Source organism: Streptomyces sp. A0592 (genome assembly GCF_004795115.1).
GTDB lineage: Bacteria > Actinomycetota > Actinomycetes > Streptomycetales > Streptomycetaceae > Streptomyces > Streptomyces erythrochromogenes.
On sequence record NZ_SSBM01000065.1, the window covers coordinates 1 to 21,088 of the forward strand.

22 protein-coding genes and 3 pseudogenes are annotated in these 21,088 nt (G+C 72.5%); 9 read left to right on the forward strand and 16 right to left on the reverse strand.

What is annotated here, in order from left to right; translation table 11 throughout:
* The 4 genes from E6U81_RS37915 to E6U81_RS37930 form a co-directional block, all read right to left on the reverse strand.
* Positions 1-380 (reverse strand): ABC transporter substrate-binding protein (locus E6U81_RS37915; RefSeq protein ID WP_168714861.1); only part of this gene is annotated, 380 nt, incomplete at its 3' end.
* Positions 381-977: 597 nt separating this feature from the next.
* On the reverse strand, positions 978-1,436 hold the full coding sequence (locus tag E6U81_RS37920) for an Rrf2 family transcriptional regulator (RefSeq protein WP_136234544.1): 459 nt from the start codon (positions 1,434-1,436) through the stop codon (positions 978-980).
* 73 nt (positions 1,437-1,509) lie between these two features.
* Positions 1,510-2,712, reverse strand: coding sequence for an acyl-CoA dehydrogenase family protein (locus tag E6U81_RS37925; protein WP_136234545.1), 1,203 nt, complete (start codon positions 2,710-2,712; stop codon positions 1,510-1,512).
* A gap of 435 nt (positions 2,713-3,147) precedes the next feature.
* Positions 3,148-3,489 carry a hypothetical protein gene (locus E6U81_RS37930; RefSeq protein WP_136234546.1) on the reverse strand — a complete coding sequence of 114 codons (342 nt, stop codon included), beginning with the start codon at positions 3,487-3,489 and terminating at the stop codon, positions 3,148-3,150.
* A 125-nt stretch (positions 3,490-3,614) separates the two neighbouring features.
* Here E6U81_RS37930 and E6U81_RS37935 point away from each other — a divergent pair, with 125 nt between their 5' ends.
* The gene (locus E6U81_RS37935; RefSeq protein ID WP_240804254.1) at positions 3,615-3,920 is read left to right on the forward strand and encodes a hypothetical protein; all 306 of its coding nucleotides are present in this window, start codon (positions 3,615-3,617) and stop codon (positions 3,918-3,920) included.
* An 83-nt stretch (positions 3,921-4,003) separates the two neighbouring features.
* Here E6U81_RS37935 and E6U81_RS37940 read toward each other — a convergent pair whose 3' ends face one another.
* The 3 genes and pseudogenes from E6U81_RS37940 to E6U81_RS37950 all read right to left on the reverse strand — a co-directional run bounded on the left by E6U81_RS37940 (position 4,004) and on the right by E6U81_RS37950 (position 6,031).
* Positions 4,004-5,434, reverse strand: coding sequence for an amidohydrolase family protein (locus E6U81_RS37940; protein WP_240804255.1), 1,431 nt, complete (start codon positions 5,432-5,434; stop codon positions 4,004-4,006).
* A 183-nt stretch (positions 5,435-5,617) separates the two neighbouring features.
* Positions 5,618-5,740 (reverse strand): annotated as a pseudogene (locus E6U81_RS41550) (ribonuclease BN); the annotation flags it as partial.
* Between the two features lie 111 nt (positions 5,741-5,851).
* Positions 5,852-6,031: a CsbD family protein gene (locus E6U81_RS37950; protein ID WP_136234547.1), complete on the reverse strand. Its 180-nt coding sequence runs from the start codon at positions 6,029-6,031 to the stop codon at positions 5,852-5,854.
* Positions 6,032-6,514: 483 nt separating this feature from the next.
* Between E6U81_RS37950 and E6U81_RS40335 the strand changes: the two genes are divergently transcribed.
* Positions 6,515-6,670: a DUF6131 family protein gene (locus tag E6U81_RS40335; protein ID WP_168714862.1), complete on the forward strand. Its 156-nt coding sequence runs from the start codon at positions 6,515-6,517 to the stop codon at positions 6,668-6,670.
* A 411-nt stretch (positions 6,671-7,081) separates the two neighbouring features.
* Here the strand turns inward: E6U81_RS40335 and E6U81_RS41865 are convergent, their stop codons facing one another.
* Together E6U81_RS41865 and E6U81_RS37960 are read right to left on the reverse strand one after the other, a co-directional pair.
* Entirely contained in the window at positions 7,082-7,204 is a 123-nt protein-coding gene (locus E6U81_RS41865) for a hypothetical protein (protein ID WP_276615843.1), read from the reverse strand.
* A gap of 522 nt (positions 7,205-7,726) precedes the next feature.
* Entirely contained in the window at positions 7,727-8,161 is a 435-nt protein-coding gene (locus E6U81_RS37960; RefSeq protein WP_136234548.1) for a hypothetical protein, read from the reverse strand.
* Between the two features lie 265 nt (positions 8,162-8,426).
* On the opposite strand from E6U81_RS37960, the gene E6U81_RS37965 reads away from it, so the two are divergent.
* Positions 8,427-9,794: a histidine kinase gene (locus tag E6U81_RS37965; protein WP_136234549.1), complete on the forward strand. Its 1,368-nt coding sequence runs from the start codon at positions 8,427-8,429 to the stop codon at positions 9,792-9,794.
* An 11-nt stretch (positions 9,795-9,805) separates the two neighbouring features.
* Complete coding sequence (locus tag E6U81_RS37970) at positions 9,806-10,489, forward strand: response regulator transcription factor (RefSeq protein ID WP_136234550.1); 684 nt, start codon at positions 9,806-9,808, stop codon at positions 10,487-10,489.
* A gap of 52 nt (positions 10,490-10,541) precedes the next feature.
* On the opposite strand, the gene E6U81_RS37975 is transcribed toward E6U81_RS37970, so the two are convergent.
* Positions 10,542-11,984, reverse strand: coding sequence for an MFS transporter (locus E6U81_RS37975; RefSeq protein ID WP_168714863.1), 1,443 nt, complete (start codon positions 11,982-11,984; stop codon positions 10,542-10,544).
* A gap of 268 nt (positions 11,985-12,252) precedes the next feature.
* Here E6U81_RS37975 and E6U81_RS37980 point away from each other — a divergent pair, with 268 nt between their 5' ends.
* On the forward strand, positions 12,253-12,828 hold the full coding sequence (locus E6U81_RS37980; RefSeq protein ID WP_136234552.1) for an anthrone oxygenase family protein: 576 nt from the start codon (positions 12,253-12,255) through the stop codon (positions 12,826-12,828).
* 40 nt (positions 12,829-12,868) lie between these two features.
* Here the strand turns inward: E6U81_RS37980 and E6U81_RS37985 are convergent, their stop codons facing one another.
* Entirely contained in the window at positions 12,869-13,357 is a 489-nt protein-coding gene (locus E6U81_RS37985; RefSeq protein WP_136234553.1) for an anthrone oxygenase family protein, read from the reverse strand.
* 178 nt (positions 13,358-13,535) lie between these two features.
* On the opposite strand from E6U81_RS37985, the gene E6U81_RS37990 reads away from it, so the two are divergent.
* On the forward strand, positions 13,536-14,903 hold the full coding sequence (locus E6U81_RS37990) for an acyl-CoA synthetase (protein WP_136234554.1): 1,368 nt from the start codon (positions 13,536-13,538) through the stop codon (positions 14,901-14,903).
* 62 nt (positions 14,904-14,965) lie between these two features.
* On the opposite strand, the gene E6U81_RS37995 is transcribed toward E6U81_RS37990, so the two are convergent.
* A complete protein-coding gene (locus E6U81_RS37995; RefSeq protein WP_136234555.1) occupies positions 14,966-15,193 on the reverse strand; it encodes a hypothetical protein in 228 nt (75 codons plus the stop codon).
* Between the two features lie 126 nt (positions 15,194-15,319).
* Positions 15,320-16,043, reverse strand: a pseudogene (locus E6U81_RS38000) (DJ-1/PfpI family protein).
* A gap of 207 nt (positions 16,044-16,250) precedes the next feature.
* Between E6U81_RS38000 and E6U81_RS38005 the strand changes: the two are divergent.
* The 3 genes from E6U81_RS38005 to E6U81_RS38015 all read left to right on the forward strand — a co-directional run bounded on the left by E6U81_RS38005 (position 16,251) and on the right by E6U81_RS38015 (position 19,196).
* Positions 16,251-17,150, forward strand: coding sequence for an alpha/beta hydrolase (locus E6U81_RS38005; RefSeq protein WP_136234556.1), 900 nt, complete (start codon positions 16,251-16,253; stop codon positions 17,148-17,150).
* Positions 17,151-17,187: 37 nt separating this feature from the next.
* Complete coding sequence (locus E6U81_RS38010) at positions 17,188-18,423, forward strand: serine hydrolase domain-containing protein (protein WP_136234557.1); 1,236 nt, start codon at positions 17,188-17,190, stop codon at positions 18,421-18,423.
* Between the two features lie 215 nt (positions 18,424-18,638).
* Positions 18,639-19,196: a pyridoxamine 5'-phosphate oxidase family protein gene (locus E6U81_RS38015; protein WP_136234558.1), complete on the forward strand. Its 558-nt coding sequence runs from the start codon at positions 18,639-18,641 to the stop codon at positions 19,194-19,196.
* Between the two features lie 18 nt (positions 19,197-19,214).
* Here E6U81_RS38015 and E6U81_RS38020 read toward each other — a convergent pair whose 3' ends face one another.
* From E6U81_RS38020 to E6U81_RS38030, 3 genes and pseudogenes are all read right to left on the reverse strand, one after another.
* A complete protein-coding gene (locus E6U81_RS38020) occupies positions 19,215-20,372 on the reverse strand; it encodes a DUF6596 domain-containing protein (RefSeq protein WP_136234559.1) in 1,158 nt (385 codons plus the stop codon).
* Between the two features lie 7 nt (positions 20,373-20,379).
* A complete protein-coding gene (locus E6U81_RS38025; RefSeq protein ID WP_136234560.1) occupies positions 20,380-20,787 on the reverse strand; it encodes a YciI family protein in 408 nt (135 codons plus the stop codon).
* Between the two features lie 172 nt (positions 20,788-20,959).
* A pseudogene (locus tag E6U81_RS38030) lies at positions 20,960-21,088 on the reverse strand (ectoine/hydroxyectoine ABC transporter ATP-binding protein EhuA); the annotation flags it as partial.

Sequence of the window (21,088 nt, forward strand, 5' to 3'; positions counted from 1 at the left end):
AGGTTGGAGCCCTTGGACTTCACATAGCCGTTGATCGACGGCGAGGGACCGATGAAACCGATGTCCAGCGAGCCGCCGTTGAGCGCCTCGATCTCCGACGGACCGGCGTTGAAGGTCTGCGGCTTGATCTTGGTGCCGTTCAGCTCCTTCTCGATCAGGCCTTCCTGGATGCCGACCAGGGCGGTGGCGTGCGTCAGGTTCGGGAAGTACCCGATACGGACCTCGGACGCCGACAGCTTCTTGCCGTCGGTGGCTGCGACGTTGGCCTTGTCGTCTTCCTTCTTCGCCTCGGAACCGTAGCCGCAGGCCGTCAGGAGGAGGGGGAGCGTGGCGGTGACGGCGATGGCGCGCAGGGTGATGAGCGGTCTGGCGGCAGACACGGAGGTGTCCTTTCACGGGGAGGGTCTTCGGGAAGCGGTGGAGAACGGAGCCGTGGAGATTCGGAGCCGTGGAGATACGTGCATGCGGAGCGCGCCGTGCGAGGTCGTCGGCACGCGCGGCGCCCACTGCCGGTCGGCGGTGGGACCGCCGTCGTGGGCGGGGACCGGAGGTGTCGCGGATGCCGAAGCGGCGGATGTCGAGCCGCCGTACATCACACGCCGCGCTCGAAGGTGCTGCGGGGCGGCGAGGTCGGCCGAGAGGTCCCGTCCGGCCGACCGGGAGCGGGACGGCGTAGCGCACGACGGTGCGCTGGGCGCGGAGCGGGGCTCCGCGCACGGTGTCAGGCAGGCTGACAGATGGCGCTGGAGGTACGGACCAGATCGATGTGCCGGCGGGTGGTGAGACGGGGCAGCAGAAGGCCTGCGTGATGCAGCGTGCGCATGGTCACCTCACCCCTGAATCCCTAGTTTTCCTACCTGGCTGGTAGGCATATTGGCAGACGGCGCCACGCGCCCCAAGGGGTTGCCCATATAGTGGACGGGCTGGTCTCGATCTCTGAGAACGTGCAGGTGAGGGGCTTGGCCGTGGGCCCTGGCTCAGGGATTGGTCCAGGCGTCGGGAACGTCGGTCAGCGCGGAAACGTCAGCCGGCAGGTCGGAAGCCGCCACATCGGCGAGGGACACGCCCTCGAGGATCTCGCGCACGTTGGACCGCAGGGCGATCCACAGGGGGAGCAGTGACTCGGCGGGGCCGGTGTAGGACAGGTCCGGAGGGCGGACTCCGCGTACCGATACGAGGGGTCCGTCCACGACGCGGATCACGTCCGCGATGCTGATCGCCCCGGCGGGCTTGGCCAGCCGGTAGCCGCCGTTGCCGCCCCGCTGGCTGAGGACGAGACCGCCCCGGCGCATGTCGTTCAGGATGCCCTCGAGGAACTTGTGCGGGATGTCCTGGGCATCGGCGATGGCCTCGGCCTTCACGGGCCCGCCGTCCTTCGACACCGCGAGCTGCAGTGCGGCACGTACCGCGTAGTCCGCCCTGGCTGAGATCCGCATGCGCACATTATCCCGTACGGCTTCGGTCCACGTCCTGCGGGTGGGCGGCGGAGCGCCGCCGCCCGCCCGCACGTCAGTGGAAGGCCGCCGCCACCGCGCGGTGCGAGCCGTTGAGGTAGTGCTCGCCGATGGAGCGGAGGCGGTGCGCGGCCGGGCGGTGGGCCGTCAGGACGCGGGCGTTGCGCCAGAACCGGTCCAGGCCAGGCGCGTCGGCGAGCTCCAGCACCCGCGTGGTGACGTGCAGGGCTGCACGGGACGTCACCGTCTCGGCCGTGGCCACCAGGGCGGCCACGCCCGCGGGCTCCTCGGCGTCGAGGAGCATACCCGCGTCGAGGGCCTGCGCCATCGCCTCGGTCGCCCGCTCGACGACCGCGGTGGCGGTGTGGGCGGCGGAGGCGAGTTCCCCGTACGTCAGCAGGAGGTCGGGGTCCTCGCCGGGCAGCCGGTGCGCGCGGCCGCCCCTGCTGAGGTCCCGTGCCTCGGTGAGCGCGCCCTCGACGATGCCGAGGACGACGTGGCACAGGGCGAGCCGGAGCGCCGGCTCCGCCAGCGCGGTGAAGGGCGCGGTCGACTCCTCGTCGTCAGGGCGACGGCCCAGCACCTGGCCCGGTGTCACGGTGACCCGGTCGAGGACGACCTCGCCCGCGCCGGCGACGCGCTGCCCGAGGCGGTCGTGCGCGGCCTCGACGGTCACGCCCCGCATGCGTGGCGAGACCCGTACCACCAGCACGACACCGGTCAGGGCGCAGACGGCGTCCAGCACGATCTGGTCGGCTACGGCCACCGCCGTGTCGACGGACCGGCGCCCGTTCAGCACGTAGCCGGTGTTGCGGGGCCTCAGCGTGAGATCCGGCCCGTCGACGCCGTCCCCGTCGGGTACGGGCGCGCGGACCGCCCCGGTCCACAGCCAGTGTTCGCGCACCGACGCCTCCTCAAGGGTGGCCGCGTGGTGGTGACTCGCGTAGAACCGGCCGCTCCAGGTGTGCACGTAGTGGCGCGCGAGGACGTCACCGACGGAGCTGTCCGCCGCGGCGACCTCCCGTATGACGGCGCATCCGGTACGCCAGTCCGTGCCGCGGCCGGGCGAGGGCGGGGTGAGGGCGGCGAGCAGCCCGGCCTCGCGCAGCCGGGTCCTCTCGTCGGTCGGCGGCCGGCCCGCCTGCTCGCGGGCGATGGCGTCCGCGGCGAGGTCGTCCGCCACATCGCGGGCGGTACGCAGCAGCGCACGCTGCTCGCCGCCCGGCCGGACGGCGGCCGTGCTCGGTGTCGTCGCCACGGACTTCACCGACAGGCCGGGGTGCCGTGGCGCGGCGCTGGGACCGGGCGGAGGGCGGGGCCATGCGGAACGGCGGTGGTCATGGGGCTACTCCGGAACGTTGTCGGACGGCCGCGGCCTGGTGGCGGGCGGGGTGTGGAGCACGGGGAAAGGGGACCGGGTGAGGGACCGGGGGAGGGGGGCGATGCGGCGGCACACGTGCGGGCGGCGGGCCCGCCCGGCCGGAACGCCCGGCTAGGAGCGGCGCGGGGAGTTCGGCGGGCGCCGACAGCAACAGCGTCGTGGCAGGAAGCCGCGCGGCAATTCAACCCCACCTTCCCTATCGGATTGATAGGGATACTCGCCGAAGGCGGCCCCCTCAGCAAGACCACGCCCGCATCGTGGACAGAAGCGTCTTGGAAAAAGAGACGTGCTGGTCGGGGGCCCGCCGCGGGGTCAGTCCAGCGGCTGTTCCACCGTGCTGGCGCCGCTGCCCTCCTGGGATTCCCAGGTCCAGGTCTCCTCCATGCGCAGGCGGCCGTCGGGGAGTTCGGTCACGAGCGAGGTGCAGTGCCCGGACGCGGTCGTGCCGTCGATGCGGAGCTGCACGTAGCGGAAGTCGACGGTGTCGGCCGCCCGGGTGCCGATCAGGTGTCCCTTGACCACGTCTCCGCCCGCGTAGTCGGCCCAGACGAGACCGTCGCGTTCGTGGTACTCGAACCGGGTCCGCCGGCCGACCTGGCCGGGGGCCTGATCGGCGGCGGGGAAGAAGAAGAGGCCGTCGAGCGAGCGTGTCATGCATGACTCCTGGAGGGAGGTGGTGCGGGCCTGCCCGGGCCACCGGAGATGAAACGGGCCGCCGCGGGTAGTCGAAGGTGAGCGAGGGGCCGTGAACGGGCCCGGTGACGGAAGGCGAACCATCCATGACCCAGGACGCCGCGACCGCGACGAACGAACCGCACGAGCCGACCCCCGAGGAGCGCGCGGTCCGCGACAGGGTACGCCGACTGGCCACGGGCATGACGCACCACCAGACTGCGGACGCGCTGGAGGCCGCCGAGGAATCCGCGGGCGACCTGGACGCGGCGGACACCCGGACCCGCGCGGAAGTGGCCGAATGGCGACGGATCACCGACCTGCTCTTCGACCACGGCGGCCCCTACGCACCGGAGACGGACGCCTACGTCCAGGGACAGCTCACCGCCCGCAAGAACCGGCGGACGGCCTGAGACGCGTCTTCCGGATCGTGCCGGGCCCGCGCCGCCCGGCACCGCTGGTGCGGTGCGCGAGGGAGCGGGGCCCGGCGCTCGTACTATCCGGCCGTGCGGAGGCGGGTGGCGGCCGCCTCCGCCTCGCGGACGACGCGGTCCGTGTCGACGTCGACCAGCCGGCCGTCGAACTTCAGCGCCCGTCCGTCCACGAACACCGCGTCGATGTTCTCGGGCCGCCCGTTGAAGACGATCTGGCCGACCCAGTCGAAGCGCGGTGCGAAGTTCAGGGCGGCCGGGTCGATCACGACCACGTCGGCCCGCTTTCCCGGCGTCAGCGAGCCCACCCGGTCGGCGATGCCGAGTGCTTCGGCGCCGCCCAGCGTGGCCATCCGTAAGACGTCCTGCACCTGCGGGAACACCCCGGCGTCCGTGGCCCGGGCGCGCTGCAGGCCGATGGCCGTCTTCATCAGCGCGTGGAAGTCCGAGCTGTCGTTGGTCCCGCCGTCCAGGCCGAGTCCGACCTTCACGCCGCGCCGTCTGAATTCGGACAGCCGCATGATGCCGGAGGCCAGCCGCATGTTGCTCAGGGGGCAGTGGGCCGCCCGTACGTCGTGTTCGGCGACTGCGGCGATCTCGTCGTCGGTCAGGTGGACGGCATGGTTGATCAGGAGCCGCGGGCCCAGCGCGCCGATGTCGCCGAGGACCCCGATGGGGTCGTCCGCGCGCTGTTCGGGGCGTTCCAGCACATGGGAGTTGAGCATGACGCCCAGCTCCTGGGCGGCCTCCCAGTGCGCCCGGTTGAGGTCCTGGACGGCCCGCGCCGCGTGCGTGGCCACATGGAAGGAGCCCAGGGGCACCGGATCGACGAGTTCCTGCTTGACCTTCGAGACCAGGACCGCGTCCGGCTTGGGCGGGAACATCGCGTACGTGAAGCGCACCCCGGTGCCGGCCAGGGCGCGTACGTAGCTCTCGACGAGGTCGTAGGCGAAGATGTCGACCCAGTCCACCAGCGTGGTGACGCCCGACTGGACGGCGTCGAGGGCGGCGAGCCGTACGAAGCTGTGGAGTGTCGCGGCGGTGAGCCGTCCGCGCTGGGGGTCGGTGCACCCCGCGAACCAGCCGAACAGGTCGCGGTCGGTACAGCCGCCGCGGATCACCGCCTGCCAGAGGTGCGTATGGGTGTCGACGAACCCCGGCATGACCAGCTTGCCCGAGGCTTCCACCACCCGGGCTCCGGACGGTCGTTGGAGAGCCGGGCCGACGGCGGCGATGGCGCCGCCCCGCATCAGGACGTCGGCGTTCTCGACGGCCCCGAGGGGCCCGCTGCCGATGGCGGGGTCCATGGTGAGGACGAGGGACGCCCCACGGAGCAGGATCGTCCCGCCGGCCGGCGCGGGCCGACCGGGCGGGGAGGTCTGGGACGTGGGGCGGTCGGTGACACCGAGGAGGAGCGGCGCGGCGGCGGCCAGGCCGAGGCCGGTGAGGAGATCGCGCCGGCTGGGGGACGCGGGCGGAGTGGGGGTGGAATGCATGACGTGTTACCTCCCGAGGGCGCAGAACGGAAGGCCCGCCCGGGCGACGCTCTGACGGGGCGTCGGGCAGGGGCGGGAGATCACACGCAGCATTCCCAGCGAACGGCCATCCGATGGGCGTCCGCGGAAAACTTTTTCCGTTACCGTCGTCCGCCAGACATGAACCGGCCATGTTGCTGTGCCTCACCCGTCCGGCGGGGTCCGGCGCACCCCCTCGTCGTGGACCAGCCGGCCCACGAGCGCCCCGCCGAAGACGACGACTCCCGCGCCGACGAGCCAGGTCTGGATGACGAGGACGGTGCCGAAGGGACTCCGGTGCCCCGGAATCCGCCGTCGGGGTGACAGGGGAGGGGGCCGGGCCCGTCGTTCGGACGGGCCCGGCCCCCTCCTCGGTCGTGTCGTGCGGGGGTGCGCCGGTCAGGACCTGCGCATGCCCTTCTTGGTCCTGTCCGCAGCCTCCGAGGCCTTCTCCTCCGCCTTGCCGGTCATCCGCTCGGCGCTGCCTTCCGCCTGCATGCGCTTGTCGTCCATCGCGTCGCCTGCGGTCTCCTTGAGCTTGCCCTTGATCTGCTTGGCCTTGCCCTTTGCCTTGCTCATGACGAGGTGCTCCTTGAGTGAGGGGGAATGCACTGCCCACCATGCGTCCGCCGGGAGTGCCCCGCAACGCGCGGTGGACCGTCCGGCTCGCCGCGCTAGTCGGGCGGCTCGGTTGCCGCCGGCCGGTCGCCGGTGGACGGCTCGGCGGGACCGGGACGCGGCTCACCCGGCCGAGGGCCGCGTTGCGCGTGCGCAGGATCCCGGGGAGTCGGGTCCGGCTTCCGGGGCGTCGGCCCGGAGCCTTCGGATTCTGCTTCGGACGCCTTCCGCTCCATGCGTTTCACCTCGGTGTCCTTCGCTCGTGAGGGTGTGGTCGTGCGCCGTACGCGCGCTCCTGCGTCTGCCCGGCAGGACCCGCTCCAATCAGTCGCGCGGAATCGGGAGCGGCGCGGATAGGGGCGGTTTTCGCGGGCAGACGGCGTCTGAAGCGCCACGGCGGTTCCAACCGTTCCGCCGACATACCAACGCGAGAATGAGGTACTCATGATTGCCGTCGGGCTGATCCTCCTGCTCATCGGATTCCTGACCGGGGTCTCCGTCCTGTGGACCCTCGGGGTCATCCTGCTCGTGGTGGGCGCGGCGCTGTGGATCCTGGGTTCGGCCGGGCACGCGGTCGGCGGCCGACGCCACTACTGGTAGTCCACGAGGTGGCCGAATCGGGCCTGTCCGGTTGATCATGACCGGGCAGGCCTCGGTACGTTGGGCCGCATGACCTCCGTACTTGTCATCGGCTACGACCCGCAGGGGATACCCGGCATCGACGCGGCGATGGCGATGACGACGGTCCTCTTCGGCGGCGCGGCGGAGCCACCCTCGTCGAATTGCTGACGGCGCGTCACTGGGATGTGGTGGTGGTCGGCGCAGGCATCCGCGAGGCAGAGCAACTGCTCCCGCTCTCGAACAGATCCTGAACCTGATCCACCGCCATGCGCCCGATGCGGCCATCGCCTCAACAGCGGCCTCGGCGACAGCCTGGAAGCCGCACAGCGCCGGCTCTGAGCGTGACCGCCTGCCGACTTCCGGCGGCTGCTACCGGCTACCGGCTACCGGCTACCGGCCGTCCCTCGCCAGGTTGTAGACCAGGATCAGGATCGCCGCCGCCATCACGGCCAGGTGGACCCAGATCGGGGCGTCCACGACACTCGCACTCGCAGTCGTACTCGCAGTCGTCATGTACCGCGCCTGCCCGCACTGTGCCGGACAACGCGCGGCGGTCGCCGAAATCGGCCCGCGGGCCCGGTCGTCACCTTCCTGGGAGACCCGGGCCGTCGACGGGAAGCGTCTCCCCGACCTCGTACGCGACGGCGAAGGGCGTGCGGTGCAGCTCGTCGGAGGTGAGGAGAGATCCGCCCCCTCGACGGGACCGCCGGCCGCTTCGCGGGCGAACTCGCCGACCGGACCGGCGTGGACGACGGCGGGGTCGGGCACCTACAGGTCGCGGCGCTCCACGAGCGACGCACCGGAGGGAAGCACGGTGGCCCTGCGCACCGGGACGCGCGCGAGGGTGTCCGCCGCGCGTCCGGGCCGAACCGCACCACCGCTTCCCGGATCCGTCCCCCGTGGCAGATCCACTCCACCTCGTCGGCCCCCGCGAGGACGGGGCCGCGTACTCCCCGTACTTCGACGCGGCCATTCAAACAGGCTGCGAGGGGGTGGGCACAGCCGCGGCCGTGCCCACCCCTCGCAGCCACAGCACTAGAAGGCGGCGCGGCAGTTCACGAGCTTCGTGGTGCCCACCTTGCGGTCGCAGGCGTACGCCTTCACGTCCTTCTTGTTCTTGAAGGTCCAGCTCTTCGAGCCGTTGACCACCGCCACCTTGTTCTTCACCGACACCCAGGCACCGCCCACCCAGTCCTGGTAGGCCAGGGCGAGCACGGCCTCGTACCCGTCGCCCGCCACCTTGTCCTTGGCGTAGGCGCCTTGGAACGACCCCGCATAGAGCTTCTCCTGAGAACCGGGGACCGAGCCCGACACGTGGTACTCGTACGTGCCGCCGACCTCGGCTTTGCCGCTGGTGGAGGTCTTGTTGAAGCCGATGGTGGCGGCGCTTGCCGTGCCGGCCAGCCCGACGACGAGGGCGGAGGCGAGGGCGGAGGCTCCGAAGAGCGCACGCTTCACGACGATGGTCATGGCTGTGACTCCCTTTCCAGGGGATGCAGAGGATTGATTTGCGCGCCGCCGCCGCTGTGTGGTCCCGCGGCTCGGCGAGACAGAAAGCTAGGCGGCCCGCAGGCGGTCGCGCGGCACGCACCGGGTTGATCCGGATCTCCACCGCTCGCGGGTGGCGGTGCCCGAATCTGCAACTCCGGCGGTAGCGGGGGCATGCGGACGCGGTAGGAGCACGTCGTGCCAAAGGTTCATGGCCCTGCCGGGCCACGGCCCGTAGGCTGCGCCGATGCACGCTGGATCGGAGTTGCGCGACAGGCTCGCGGAAGACCACGGACATCGGTTCCCGTTCCCGTTCTTGTTCCCGAATCCGCACCGGTACCGGTCTCTGGCCATCGACGTGGCGCTCGCGCTGGGCTACGCCGGCGCGGGACTTCTGCTGGGCCGGGAACAACCGCCGGTCGGATGGCAGCCGTTGGACGGGCTCGGCGCGGTCCTTACCGTTCTGGTGGGTCTGGTGCTGCTCGCCCGCCGGATCGCGCCCGTCGCGGCGTTCGCCGCCAGCAGCGCGCTGTGGGTCGTGTTCATCACCTGCGGGTACTGGCCCGTGGTCAATTCGATGCCACCGCTGCTCGGCCTGTACACGGTGGCGGCGACCCGCACCCTGCGTACGTCCGTCGGGTGCGCGGCGGTCGTGACCGGGACCTGGGTGTACGCCGGGCTGGCCAACGCGGAGAACAGTTCCATGCCCACCGTCCTTGCCCAGGCCGTCCTGTTCCCGGCCGTGGTGTTCGTCGTCGGCCGCGGCTCGGGCCGACTCGCCGCACGGAACCGGCAGTTCGCCGAGCTCACCTTCCAACTGCGGCGGCAGCAGGAGGAGAACGCCCGCCAGGCCCTCACCGAGGAACGGGTGCGCATAGCGCGCGAACTCCACGACGTGGTCGCGCACCACATGTCCGTGATCTCGCTGCAGGCCGGCATGGCCTCGTACGTCTTCCCCACCGACCCGGAGGCCAGTCGGCAGGCCCTCGACACCATCGCCGACACCAGCCGGGAAGCCCTGGAGGAGATGCGACGCATGCTCTTCCTGTTGCGGGTCGGCCAGGAGGACCAGCCGGAAGGGCGGGCGGATCCGGACGACCCCGGAGCGTGGGAGCCCGGGGACGGCGCCTACGCCCCCGCCCCCGGGCTGGACCTGCTCGACAGACTCCTCGACCGGGTGCGGGGCGCAGGGGTCCAGGTCGCCATGGAAGTCGTCGGTTCTCCCACGCGGCTCCCGCAGGGCATGGCCCTCTGCGTCTACCGGGTGATCCAGGAGGCACTGACCAACGTGCTCAAGCACGCGGGTTCCACCAGCGCCGCCGTCACCCTTCGCTACGGGAGTCGCACCGTCGTCGTGACCGTCACCGACGAAGGGGGCGCCGGCGGGGGAGGCGCCGACGGAGGCAGCGTCGCGTTCCGGCCAAAGACCGTGGTCACAGCTGGGCACGGCTTGATCGGGATGCGGGAACGGGCGAAGATCTACGGCGGGTCGGTCACCGCCGGCCCCCGCACCCCCGGTGGATTCGAGGTGCGACTCGTCCTTCCGGCACCCACCACCGGTGACCGCCCGGACGGCCGCCCGGCCCCGGGTTCCGGGGACGCCCGTTCCCGATGAGGATTCCCCCGATGCCCACGGTTCTGGTGGTCGACGATCAGGTACTGATCCGTGCCGGACTCGTCTCCCTGCTCAACGCCGCGCCCGGCCTGACCGTGGTCGGCGAGGCGTGCGACGGGGACGAGGCCGTCCGACTGGCCGAGACCACCGCACCCGACGTCATCCTCATGGACCTCCGGATGCCGGGCACCGACGGCATCACCGCGATGGAACGCATCCTCGGCAGGGCCGGGGCGGGAGACAGCGCACCGAGGATCCTCGTCCTGACCACCTTCGACCTGGACGAATACGTCTACAGCGCCCTGCGTGCGGGCGCCTGCGGATTCCTCCTGAAGGAGACGCCCCCGGAGCGGCTGGTCGCCGCCATCCACACCGTCGCCTCGGGCGACATGCTCTTCGCGCCGACCGTGACCAGGCGCCTGATCGAGGCGTACCACCCGGGACCGGCGTCGCCGGGGACGATCGCCCCGGAATGGGACACCGTCACCGGCCGCGAGCGTGACGTGCTGCGGCTCGTGGCCACCGGAGCGACCAACGCGGACGTCGGCCGGCAGCTCTTCATCAGCGAAGCCACCGTGAAGACCCACCTCAACCGCGCGATGGCCAAGCTCGGCCTCTCCAGCCGCGCCCAGGTCGTCGTCTTCGCGTACGAGACCGCCCTCGTGACCCCGGGCGGCCCGACCTCGCTGCCCTGACCGCGCTTCCCACCCCACTGCCCTGACGGCCCGGCCCCGACAGCGGACCGGCTCAGGGCCGTCGGTCCTCCTCGCGGCGCGGCCGCGGCTCCTCGCCGGCCTGCATCGACAGCGGCGGCACCCTGCCCAGTGCCACCAGCCGGTGGCGTACGACCATGACGGCCACCGCCGCCGCGGCGATGACCACCCCGCCCAGGCGCAGGATCGCGTCGTAGGCCTCCTCGGGCGGCCGCTGCGGGGTCATGGCCGAGATCGCCGCAGCCGTCCCCGCCAGCGCGATCGCACCCAAGGTGACCAGGAACGTCAGCAGGACGCCCGACGCCTCGCCCGCCCTGGCCGGTGCCACGACCTGCTGCGTCGCCACGCTGGAGTAGGTCCAGCCCAGCCCCAGGCCCAGGCCGCACCACGCGAACACCGGCACGTACAGCCACCACGCGCCGACCCCGGCCAGCGCGTACATCCCCGTCCCCGCGACGGCCCCCGCCAGAGCCATCACCGCGGTCGCCCGCATGTGCCGGCCCAGCCGCACCCCGAGCGGCCCGCTGAACGCCACCAGCAGGGCCGGGGCCAGGAACACCGTGCCCGCCATCAGCGGCGACAGCCCGCGTACGCCCTGGAGGTAGAGCGTGGCGAGGAAGACGGTGACGCCGTAGCCCATGTTCGTCAGCGAGCCCACCGCGGTGACCAGCACGTACGGGACGTTGCGGAACAGCCGCAGATCCACCAGCGGGTGCCGTGCGCGCCGCTCCCGTACGACGAACAGCCCGCCGGCCGCCACGGCCACGGCGAAGAGGGCGAGGGTACGGGCGCTCTCCCAGCCCCAGGCGTCACCGCGTTCCACGGCCAGCGTCAGGGTCGCCAGCGAGCACACGATCAGGGCGCAGCCGAGGAGGTCGAGCTGGCGCGGCGCCGACGCGTCGCGCGAGTCCGGTACGTACACCAGGGCGATCAGCAGCGAGAGCGCGCTCAGCGGCGCCATCACCCAGAAGATCCATCGCCAGCCGGGCCCCTCGGTGAGGCCTCCGCCCACGAAGGGCCCGAGGGCGGTCCCGATGTTGGCGACGCCGAACACCGCGCCCAGGGCCTTGGCCCGGGTCTCCTCCGGAAAGGTGTTGGTGATCACGGACACGGACACCGGGAAGACGAACGCCGCGCCCACCCCCTGCGCCACCCGGGCCGCCACCAGCGGCCCGAGGCCGGGCGCCAGCGCGCACCCGACGGAACCGAGCGCGAACAGGGCCGTCCCGGCCAGCAGAGTGCCGCGCCGGCCGAAGACGTCCCCGACGCGGCCGCCGACGATGAAGAAGCAGCCGATGGCGAGCATGTACGCGGACAGGGTCCACTGGGCGGCCGAGACCGTGACGCCGAGCTCGGCCGAGATGCCGGGGATGGCGAGGTTGAGCGCGAAGAAGTCGAGCTGGATGCAGAACAGGGCGAGGGCGACCGCGACGAAGGCCCCCTTCCTCCGCGCGGTCGGCGGAGACTCAGCGCGCATGAGGGCGTTCCTCTCGGCCGACGCGGTCGCGGGCGGCACGGCCGGCGGCCGCACGCGCGCCCTCATCCCATTGTGGAGGCCCCCGAGACGGTCCGCAGTTCCACCCGCCGCGCCGGGAGTGCTCCTGGCGTAGCGAGGAGGCTAAAGATTCGCTCAAACGTCGCCCCAACTCCCTCGGAATTGTGATCAGTTGATGTCAAGATCGGGCCTTCGTGTCCGGAACGCGCCATCGTTGCGCGCCATTGATCGGGGAGAGGACGTACATCGCATGCCTGCCGGTCCGTCGCCGTCCGTACCGCCCGCACAGCCCAGCCCGACCCTGCCCACCGCGCCGCCGGCGAAGGGCCCCCGACCGGCCGGTGCCGTGCTGACCGTCTCGACGGTCCTGGTGGGCCTGATGGCCGGGCTGTTCTTCGCGTTCGACGTCTCCGTGATGCCCGGGCTCGCGGCCGGGGACGACCAGACGTACGTCACGGCGATGCGCGCCTTCAACAAGGCCATCGACGGCAACCCGCTCTTCGGGACGGCGTTCCTGCTGGCGCTGGTGGCCGCCGTGCTGTCGGCGGTCCTGGAGTTCCGCGGCGGGCGGCGGGCGGTCGCCCTGTGGGTGGGCGCGGCCGCGGCGGCCTACCTCGTCGTCCTGCTCATCACCTTCACCGTGAACATCCCCCTCAACAACGAGCTCGCGGACGCCGGCGACGTCGCAGGGATGAAGGACTTCGGGATCGTCGAACGGTTCAGGACGACCTGGGTGACCACCAACATCATCCGCACGCTGCTGTGCACCACCGCCCTGGCCGCCCTCGCCCGCGCCCTGCTCCTCCACGGCCGCGCCACCCGATGAACGCAAGGCCCCCGGCCCGGTCGGCCCCGGCGCCCCCGCATCAGTGCAGGACCAGCGCCCAGGCCAGCAGGCCGAGGGCGATCGTGCACAGCACGGCACGCCACACGTTGGCGCGTACCCACGGCGCTTCGAAGGCGCGGCGGACCGCTGCGGGGTCGCCGACGCGGTCGACCGGGCCGGCCTGTTCCAGGGCGTTGTTCAGCGGGATGTTGATCCTGGCCGTCACGACCATCGCCGCGAGATACGCCACGAGTGCGCCGATCAGCGGCCCCAGCGCGTCCCGACCGCCGCTGCCGACGGCGTGGAGCACCACCGCGGCCGCGCTGAACACGAGCGCACCGACGTAGCCCAGCAGGAACCAGCCGTTCAGGATCGCCACGTTGATCCGCTGCATGGTCTCGATGACGGTGCGGTCGCCGGCGACCCGGAGTCCCGGCATCACGGATACGGAGAACCCGTAGAAGAGGCCGCTCATCCAGCCGATGGTGATCGTTGCGGCGATCATCGTCGCCAACCGTGCCGTTTCCACGTGGTGCTCCCCCGGATCGAGAATCAGGCCAAGAACTGGTCTTCGAGCGGTCAAGTCCCGCCGATCATAGGGTGCGGGGGGCCGGTTCGGGCCCGCGTAGGCTGGCCCGGCCCTCACGTCACCTCCCAGCCCCTCACCTCCCAGCACCCCGCATCACCGCCGAACGGAGTCGCCCGCCATGCTGACCGCCCTCACCGGTGTCCACGGGGACCGCGCGGACGCCGTCACCGTCGCCGGCCGTACCGCCTCCTACGAGGAACTCCTGGGGGCCGCCCGCCAGGTGGCGGCCGATCTCGCCGAATCGGGGGTCCCCGCGTTCGCGGTGACCGCGACGGCCTCCCTGGAGACGGTGGCCGCCGTGGTCGGCGCGCTGCTCGCCGGCGTGCCGTGCGTCCCCCTGCCGCCCGACGCGGGTCCGGCCGAGCTCGGCCACATCCTGCGCGACTCCGGGGCCCGCACGATCGAGGTCGACTTCGCCCGCCGTTCGGACCGGACCCCCGCCACTGCCGCCGTACGCACCCCCGAGGATCCCGCGCTGATCCTCTACACCTCCGGCACCACCGGCGCCCCCAAGGGCGTGGTCCTCAGCAGCGCCGCGATCACCGCCGACCTGGACGCCCTCGCCGAGGCCTGGCAGTGGACCGCCGAGGACACCCTGGTCCACGGACTCCCGCTGTTCCACGTCCACGGCCTCGTCCTCGGCGTCCTGGGCGCCCTGCGCACCGGCAGCCGCCTCGTGCACACCGGACGGCCGACGCCCGAGGCGTACGCGGCCGCGGGCGGGAGCCTGTACTTCGGCGTGCCGACCGTGTGGTCCCGTATCGCCCGGGAGCCGCACGCCGCGGCCGCCCTGTCGGGGGCCCGGCTCCTGGTGTCGGGCAGTGCGGCACTGCCCGCCCCGGTCTTCCGGGACATCGAGGGTGCGAGCGGGCACCGCATCGTCGAGCGGTACGGCATGACGGAGACGCTGATCACCGTGAGCGGCCGGGTCGGCGGCGACCTCCGCCCGGGCACGGTCGGCACCCCGCTGCCGGGCATCGCGACCCGCATCGCGGCCGAGGACGGTGCGGAGATCGGCGAACTCCAGCTGACCGGACCGACCCTGTTCTCCGGCTACCTGGGCCGGCCCGAGGCGACCGCCGCCGCGTACACCGAGGACGGCTGGTTCCGGACGGGCGACATCGCGGCCGTCGACGAGAAGGACGGCGTCCACCGGATCGTGGGCCGCGCCTCCACCGACATGATCAAGTCGGGGGGATACCGGATCGGCGCGGGCGAGATCGAGAACGCCCTCCTGGACCACCCCCGGGTGCGGGAGGCGGCCGTGGTCGGTGTCCCCGACGCGGACCTGGGCCAGCGAATCGTCGCGTTCGTCGTCGCCGAGGGCGTCACGGGAGTCGAGCTCACCGACTTCGTCGCCGCCCACCTGTCGGTCCACAAGCGGCCCCGCGAGGTCCGCTTCGTCGAGGCGATCCCGCGCAACGCGATGGGCAAGCCGCAGAAGCGCCTCCTCCTGGACGCCCCCGCACCCGGCCACCGAGCCTGAGCCCCCGGGCGCCCCGCGGAGAAGACGAAGCCGGCCCGGATCACGGATCCCCGGTCCGCCGCCTACATGCGGCGACCCCGCCTGCAGCGGATCCCCCACTCGCCGGTGGGGGAGAAGGCCCTGCCGCTCTTCGGCGTCACCGACAGGGTTCGACCGTCGAAGGCGATCCGGTCGCCGGCCTCGAGGAAGAGCGGCCCGTCCAGTTCGCAGAAGCGGCCGTCATCCGTCTCGAGGTCATCGACCAGCATCATCCGGGGGACCGGGGTGACTCCGTCGGTGATCAGTCGCATGTCCGGAATCGTCCCACACCGCTTGATCCACTGCGTTCGCCGACCGGCTGTGCGGTCACAGGACGAGGCCGTCTCTTCCGGATCTTGCCGGGCGGCGCGGGCCCGGCGAGATCTGGAAGAGACGGCTCAGGCCCACACCGTGCCGCGGGCCTCGTACTCCAGCATGGCCTCGATGCCGGTCGCCGTGTCGGGGCCGAGTTCCCGGCGTACGAGCCACAGGGCGAGCTCCAGGCCGGAGGTGATGCCCGGCGGCCGTCACCAGATCGCCGTCGTCCACCACGCGCGCGTTCTTCAGCACGCCGCCCTCCCGTTCCAGGGCCGGGCGAGCCCTGTGGTGGGTGGTGCAGGGCCGGCCGCGGGTCAGCCCGGCGGCCGACAGCAGCATCACGCCCGTGCACAGGGCGGCGACGGTGAGGCCGGGGCGGGGCGCCGCCCCCAGCGCGCGCGGAAGGGTGCCCCGCCGGATCTCGGCCCACACCCCGGGGTCCTCGCGGCGGGCGTAACCCCCGCCCGGTACGACGACGATGTCGGCCTCCTGCGGGGCCCAGCCGTGCTCGACACCGATCCGCGTTCCGTACGACGCCCTGACGAAGCCGGGGCGGGAGGTGGTGACGTACCGGACCTCGACCGTCCGGTCCGTGAAGAAGCGGGAGGCCGAGAAGACCTCGTACGGGGCCGCGAAGTCCAGCTCCTCCACCCCGTCGAACATGACGACGTGCACCCTCAGCGGCTTGCCGGCACCGGCACCGGCCCCCGCAGGGCGGCTCGCGGCCGCGGGTCCGGTGGCGCCCGCGACCGCGCCTGCGGCACCGAGGACGGTCGAAGCCCGCAGCAGGCCCCGTCGGTTCAGACTCATGCAGCTCTCCTCGGTGGGGTCGTGACGCCGGCCACCCGTGTGCCGCGCCTCGTGCAAGGGGTCGACGCGGACGACGCCCGAGTTCCTGGCGCACCGGGTGTCCTGCCCCACAACCCCATGCGCCGATCGGCGGCCGATCCGCCCCGGACGTCCGACAGTTGACGGGTGATGTGGCGGGCGGCGGCCGTGAGGATGGTCGTCATGGATCCCGAACTCGAAGCCTTCGTCCCCTTCCTCCCCGAGACCGACTGGGCCGACCCGCCGGCCGCCCGCAGGACCTACGCCGAGCTGGCCGCCTCGCGCCCCGCACCGGACCTCGCCGGCCTGGACATCGAGGACCGCACGGTCCCCGGCGACCCCGCCGTTCGCGTACGGCTCTACCGCCCGCACCGCGCCCGTGGCGGCGCCGTCGTCTGGCTCCGCGGCGGCGGGCTCATCATGGGAGACCTGGAGACCGAGCACCCGTGGGCCGCCCGGATCGCCGACAGCGCCGCCGCGGTGGTCGTCTCGGTCGACTACCGCGCAGCTCCCGAGCACCGCTACCCGGCCGCCCTGGACGACGCGTACGCCGCACTGGCCTGGACGGCGGACCACGCCGCCGAGCTCGGCATCGACCCCGAACGCATCGCGGTCGCAGGCCACAGCGCCGGCGCCGGGCTCGCCGCCGCGGTGGCCCTGCGGGCGCGCGACGAGCAGGGGCCGCCGATCCGCTTCCAGCTGCTCAACGAGGCCGGCCTCGACGACCGTCAGGAGACCTGGTCCGCCCGGCACTTCACCGACACCCCCTGGCTCGACCGCGGCAAGATCGCCCAGGCGTGGCGGCACTACCTCGGCCCGCGGCCCGCCACCCCGTACGCCGCCCCGGCCCGGGCCGCCGACCTGTCCGGCCTGCCGCCCGCCTACATCGCCACCTCGGAGTTCGACCCGAATCGCGACGAGGGCATCGCCTACGGGCTGCGGCTGCTGCAGGCCGGCGTACCGGTGGAGCTGCACCAGTACCCCGGTACCTTCCACGGCTCGCAGGCGATCCTCTCCGCCGCCGTGTCCCAGCGCCAGAACGCCGACCTCGCCGGGGCCCTGCGCCGCGCGCTCGCCGAGTGAGCACCCGCATGGATTCGATCACGAAGGGACGGACGCCATGAAGATCCGAACGGCACTGTGCGCGACCCTGGCCGTACTGACTGCCTGCGCGGGCACGCTGGCCGCAGCCCCCACCCCGTCGACCGGCCTCGACCGGGCGGCTCTGAGGTCCGCCGTGGAAGGGGTCCGGCAGGCTGGTGTGCCGGGAGTGTACGCAGAAGTACGCGCCTCCGGTGACGGCGTCGCCGCAGGCGCGGGCCGGACCTGGAGCGGCGCCTCCGGGGTCGCCGATCTCGGCACCGGCCGCCCCGTACGGCCCGACATGCGCCACCGCGTCGGCAGCATCACGAAGACCTTCACCGCCGTCGCCGTCATGCAGCAGGTCGAACAGGGCCGGATCCGGCTCGACGCCCCGATCGGCGACCACCTGCCGCTCCTGGTGCCGGGAGAGCGCGGCAAGAAGATCACGGTCCGGATGCTGCTCAACAACAGCAGCGGCATTCCGGATTACATCCCCTACGCGTTCCCGTCCCTCCAGACGTTCCCCTCGCCGGCCTCGGCCCAGAGCCTCGACGACAACCGGTTCAGGACGTTCCGCCCGGCTGAGCTCATCGCGCTCGGACTCGCGGCGCCTCCCACCGGCGAACCGGGAGCCGCCACCGGGGTCTACTCCAACACCAACTACCTCCTCCTCGGCCAACTGCTCGAACGCACGACCGGAACGGCGGCCGAGGTGTACATCACCCGCCACGTCATCGAACGCGCCGGGCTACGGAACACCGAGTTCCCGTCCGGAACGCGCATCGACGGACCGCACTCACGGATGTACGAGTCCCTCTACGGCGTGCTCGACCCGCCGCGCGACTACAGCGTCTACGACATGTCCTGGACGGGCACGGGAGCCGCCCTCGTATCGACCATGGAGGACCTCAACCGCTTCTACGCCAAGCTGCTCGACGGCAGACTCGTCAACCGCCGGTCGCTGACGGAGATGCAGCGCACGATCCCGGTCCGCGCCCTGGACGGCTCGACCATCCAGTACGGCCTCGGCCTGCACAAGGTCACCGTCCCGGGGTGCGGCACCTTCTGGGGCCACGACGGCACGGTGTGGGGAGCCCGGACGATGTCCCTGACCCGGGCCGACGGCAAGCGCCAGATGTCCGTCGGCATCAATCTGGAGAGGTGGAACCGGCCGGACTCCTCCGGTCGGCCGCAACACCACCCCATCGACGACGCCCTCTCGGCGCTGTACCGCACGGCGATGTGCGCCACCACCCCGGAGCCCGCCCCCTGACGGGCCGGCACGGCGGCGGCACGGCCGCCCGACCCGCCGCCGGCCCCGGCACGCGACCGGCCGGGTGACCCCGGCCGGTCCGACGGCCGCGTACGGCGCCCCGTGCCGCGCTCACGGGCGAGGATGCACCAGCTCGTTCCTCTCGGCAGCGAGCCGACGCCGATACCCGCCGGCCCCGCCGGGCGCCGACGCGGGAGAGAGGGAGGAGACCCACGATGCCGTCGCAGGGATCCGCCAAGCAGCCCACGACCGAACTCGACGCCCGCTACAGTTCCGCGCTCAACCCGCGCCCGGGCGCCTCCGACGTCACCGCCACCGAGTGGTCCGAGGCCCAGCGGCAGCTGGGCGCCGCCGAGATCTTCTGGCTGTCCACCGTACGGCCCGACGGCCGCCTGCACGTCACCCCCGTGATCGCCGCCTGGCACGACGGGGCCATGTACTTCTCCACCGGGCCGGAGGAGCAGAAGGCGAAGAACCTGGCGCACGACGGCCACTGCGCGCTCACCACGGGAGGGAACGCGCTCACCGAAGGCCTGGACCTCGTGGTCGAGGGCAGGGCCCAGCAGGTCTCCGATCCTGCCCGGCTGGAGGAGGTGGTCACGGCGTACGAGACGAAGTACGGCCCGCACATCACGTCGCCCGAGGGCACCTTCCACGGCATCGACGACGCGATCCGGCGGGGAGCCGCGGTGGTGTTCGCGGTGGCCCCGACCACGGCGTACGGATTCGGCCGCGACGGCGGCGTCTACAGCCACACCCGGTGGACCTTCTGAGCCACCCCGCCTCTCGGCTCAACCGGACGGGCCGGCGTCCAGCCGGGCGTTGATCCGGGCGGCCTGGCGCGTCAGGTGATCGCGTTCGGCGAGGTTCGGAGCTTTCAGGGCCGCCTCCGCGTACAGCCGCGCCGCCGTCGCCGGGTCGCCGTCGCGCTCGTGGAGGTACGCCGCCACCGCGGTGTGGCGGGGCAGCGTGCCCTCCACCGCGGCGAGCGCGGCCAGGCCGGCCCGCGGCCCGTCGGCCTCGCCGACGGCCACCGCACGGTTGAGCCGTACGACCGGGCTGTCGGTCAGGCGCGCGAGCTCGTCGTACCACTCGACGATCTGAGGCCAGTCCGTCTCGCCGGCGCTGGGCGCGTCCGCATGGAGCGCCGCGATGGCGGCCTGGGCCTGGAACTCCCCCAAGCGGTCGCGGGCCAGCGCCCTCTGCAGCACCGCGACGCCCTCGGCGATCATCCTTGTGTCCCACCGGCCGCGGTCCTGCTCGGCGAGCGGCACCAGGCCGCCGTCGGGCGCGGTGCGAGCGGCACGCCGGGCATGGTGGAGCAGCATGAGCGCGAGCAGCCCCGCCACCTCGGGATGGTCGACGCGGGCCGCCAGCTGCCGGGTGAGCCGGATGGCCTCCGCGGCGAGGTCGACGTCGCCGGAGTAGCCCTCGTTGAAGACCAGGTACAGCACGCGCAGCACGGTGGCGACGTCACCGGGCTGGTCGAACCGCACTCCGGAGACGGTGCGCTTGGCCCGGCTGATCCGCTGTGCCATCGTCGCCTCGGGCACCAGATAGGCCTGGGCGATCTGGCGGGTGGTGAGTCCGCCGACGGCCCGCAGGGTGAGCGCGACCGCGGACGACGGTGTCAGCGACGGGTGCGCGCACAGGAAGTAGAGCTGGAGCGTGTCGTCCACCGCGCGTGCGGGGCCGGGCACCGGCTCCCGGTCGACGAGGTCCTCCCGCCGGCGGCGGGAGGTGTCCGCCCGGGTCGCGTCGAGGAACCGGCGCCACGCCACGGTGACCAGCCAGCCCTTCGTGTCCCGCGGCGGGTCGTCGGGCCAGACGCGGACCGCCTCGACCAGCGCCTCCTGCACGGCGTCCTCGGCCCCCGCGAAATCGGCTCCGCGGCGAACGAGGACGGCGAGCACGCCGGGCGTGAGGCTCCGCAGGAGGACCTCGTTCATCCCGCGGTCACTCCGTGATGGTGGGCGGAGCGGACAGGAACGGGCGCACCTCGAGCCACTCGTGGATCGGCTTCCCGCCCGCCCCGGGAGCCGCCGACAGCTCCCCGGCCAGTTCGACGGCACGCTCGTAGCTGTCGACGTCGATCACCATCCAGCCCGCGATCAGGTCCTTGGTCTCGGCGAACGGCCCGTCGGTGACCGGCGGCCGCCCCGCCCCGTCGTACCGCACCCACGCCCCCTCGGGCGCCAGCGCCTGTCCGTCGACGAACTCGCCGGTCTTCTCGAGCCGTGCCGCGAAGTCGCTCATGTACTGCACGTGGTCCGAGATCTCGTCCTGCGTCCACCGGTCCATCGGCACGTCGTTGACCGCAGCGGGGGCGCCTCGGTAGTGCTTGAGCAGCAGGTACTTCGCCATGGTGCATCTCCTCGGTGCTGGTGCGACCCATTCTGGTCGCCTGCACCCCGGGGACGGAGCAGGAAATCGCTTCTCGACATCCCGGCCCATGACTTTTTCGACGGAACGGGCCGGGCCGGGCAACGCGTCCGAAAAGGGGGCGCGGACAGCACTCCGCGCCCCCGTCCGGCGTTCACAGCACCTTGGAGAGGAAGGCCTTCGTCCGCTCGTGCTGGGGGTTGCCCAGTACCTCGCGGGGGTGGCCCGACTCGACGACGACGCCGCCGTCCATGAAGACGAGGTTGTCGCCGACCTCGCGGGC

Excerpts from the sequence above, each read along its gene's own strand:
- E6U81_RS37975 (WP_168714863.1), bottom strand. The coding sequence starts at position 11,984 with ATGCGCGCTGAGTCTCCGCCGACCGCGCGGAGGAAGGGGGCCTTCGTC.
- E6U81_RS37960 (WP_136234548.1), bottom strand. The coding sequence starts at position 8,161 with ATGACCATCGTCGTGAAGCGTGCGCTCTTCGGAGCCTCCGCCCTCGCC.
- E6U81_RS37930 (WP_136234546.1), bottom strand. The coding sequence starts at position 3,489 with ATGACACGCTCGCTCGACGGCCTCTTCTTCTTCCCCGCCGCCGATCAG.
- E6U81_RS37965 (WP_136234549.1), top strand. The coding sequence starts at position 8,427 with ATGCACGCTGGATCGGAGTTGCGCGACAGGCTCGCGGAAGACCACGGA.
- E6U81_RS37995 (WP_136234555.1), bottom strand. The coding sequence starts at position 15,193 with ATGCGACTGATCACCGACGGAGTCACCCCGGTCCCCCGGATGATGCTG.
- E6U81_RS38020 (WP_136234559.1), bottom strand. The coding sequence starts at position 20,372 with ATGAACGAGGTCCTCCTGCGGAGCCTCACGCCCGGCGTGCTCGCCGTC.
- E6U81_RS37990 (WP_136234554.1), top strand. The coding sequence starts at position 13,536 with ATGCTGACCGCCCTCACCGGTGTCCACGGGGACCGCGCGGACGCCGTC.
- E6U81_RS38010 (WP_136234557.1), top strand. The coding sequence starts at position 17,188 with ATGAAGATCCGAACGGCACTGTGCGCGACCCTGGCCGTACTGACTGCC.
- E6U81_RS38015 (WP_136234558.1), top strand. The coding sequence starts at position 18,639 with ATGCCGTCGCAGGGATCCGCCAAGCAGCCCACGACCGAACTCGACGCC.
- E6U81_RS37920 (WP_136234544.1), bottom strand. The coding sequence starts at position 1,436 with ATGCGGATCTCAGCCAGGGCGGACTACGCGGTACGTGCCGCACTGCAG.
- E6U81_RS38025 (WP_136234560.1), bottom strand. The coding sequence starts at position 20,787 with ATGGCGAAGTACCTGCTGCTCAAGCACTACCGAGGCGCCCCCGCTGCG.
- E6U81_RS37940 (WP_240804255.1), bottom strand. The coding sequence starts at position 5,434 with ATGCATTCCACCCCCACTCCGCCCGCGTCCCCCAGCCGGCGCGATCTC.
- E6U81_RS38005 (WP_136234556.1), top strand. The coding sequence starts at position 16,251 with ATGGATCCCGAACTCGAAGCCTTCGTCCCCTTCCTCCCCGAGACCGAC.
- E6U81_RS37970 (WP_136234550.1), top strand. The coding sequence starts at position 9,806 with ATGCCCACGGTTCTGGTGGTCGACGATCAGGTACTGATCCGTGCCGGA.
- E6U81_RS41865 (WP_276615843.1), bottom strand. The coding sequence starts at position 7,204 with ATGACGACTGCGAGTACGACTGCGAGTGCGAGTGTCGTGGACGCCCCG.
- E6U81_RS37980 (WP_136234552.1), top strand. The coding sequence starts at position 12,253 with ATGCCTGCCGGTCCGTCGCCGTCCGTACCGCCCGCACAGCCCAGCCCG.
- E6U81_RS37935 (WP_240804254.1), top strand. The coding sequence starts at position 3,615 with ATGACCCAGGACGCCGCGACCGCGACGAACGAACCGCACGAGCCGACC.
- E6U81_RS37950 (WP_136234547.1), bottom strand. The coding sequence starts at position 6,031 with ATGAGCAAGGCAAAGGGCAAGGCCAAGCAGATCAAGGGCAAGCTCAAG.
- E6U81_RS40335 (WP_168714862.1), top strand. The coding sequence starts at position 6,515 with ATGATTGCCGTCGGGCTGATCCTCCTGCTCATCGGATTCCTGACCGGG.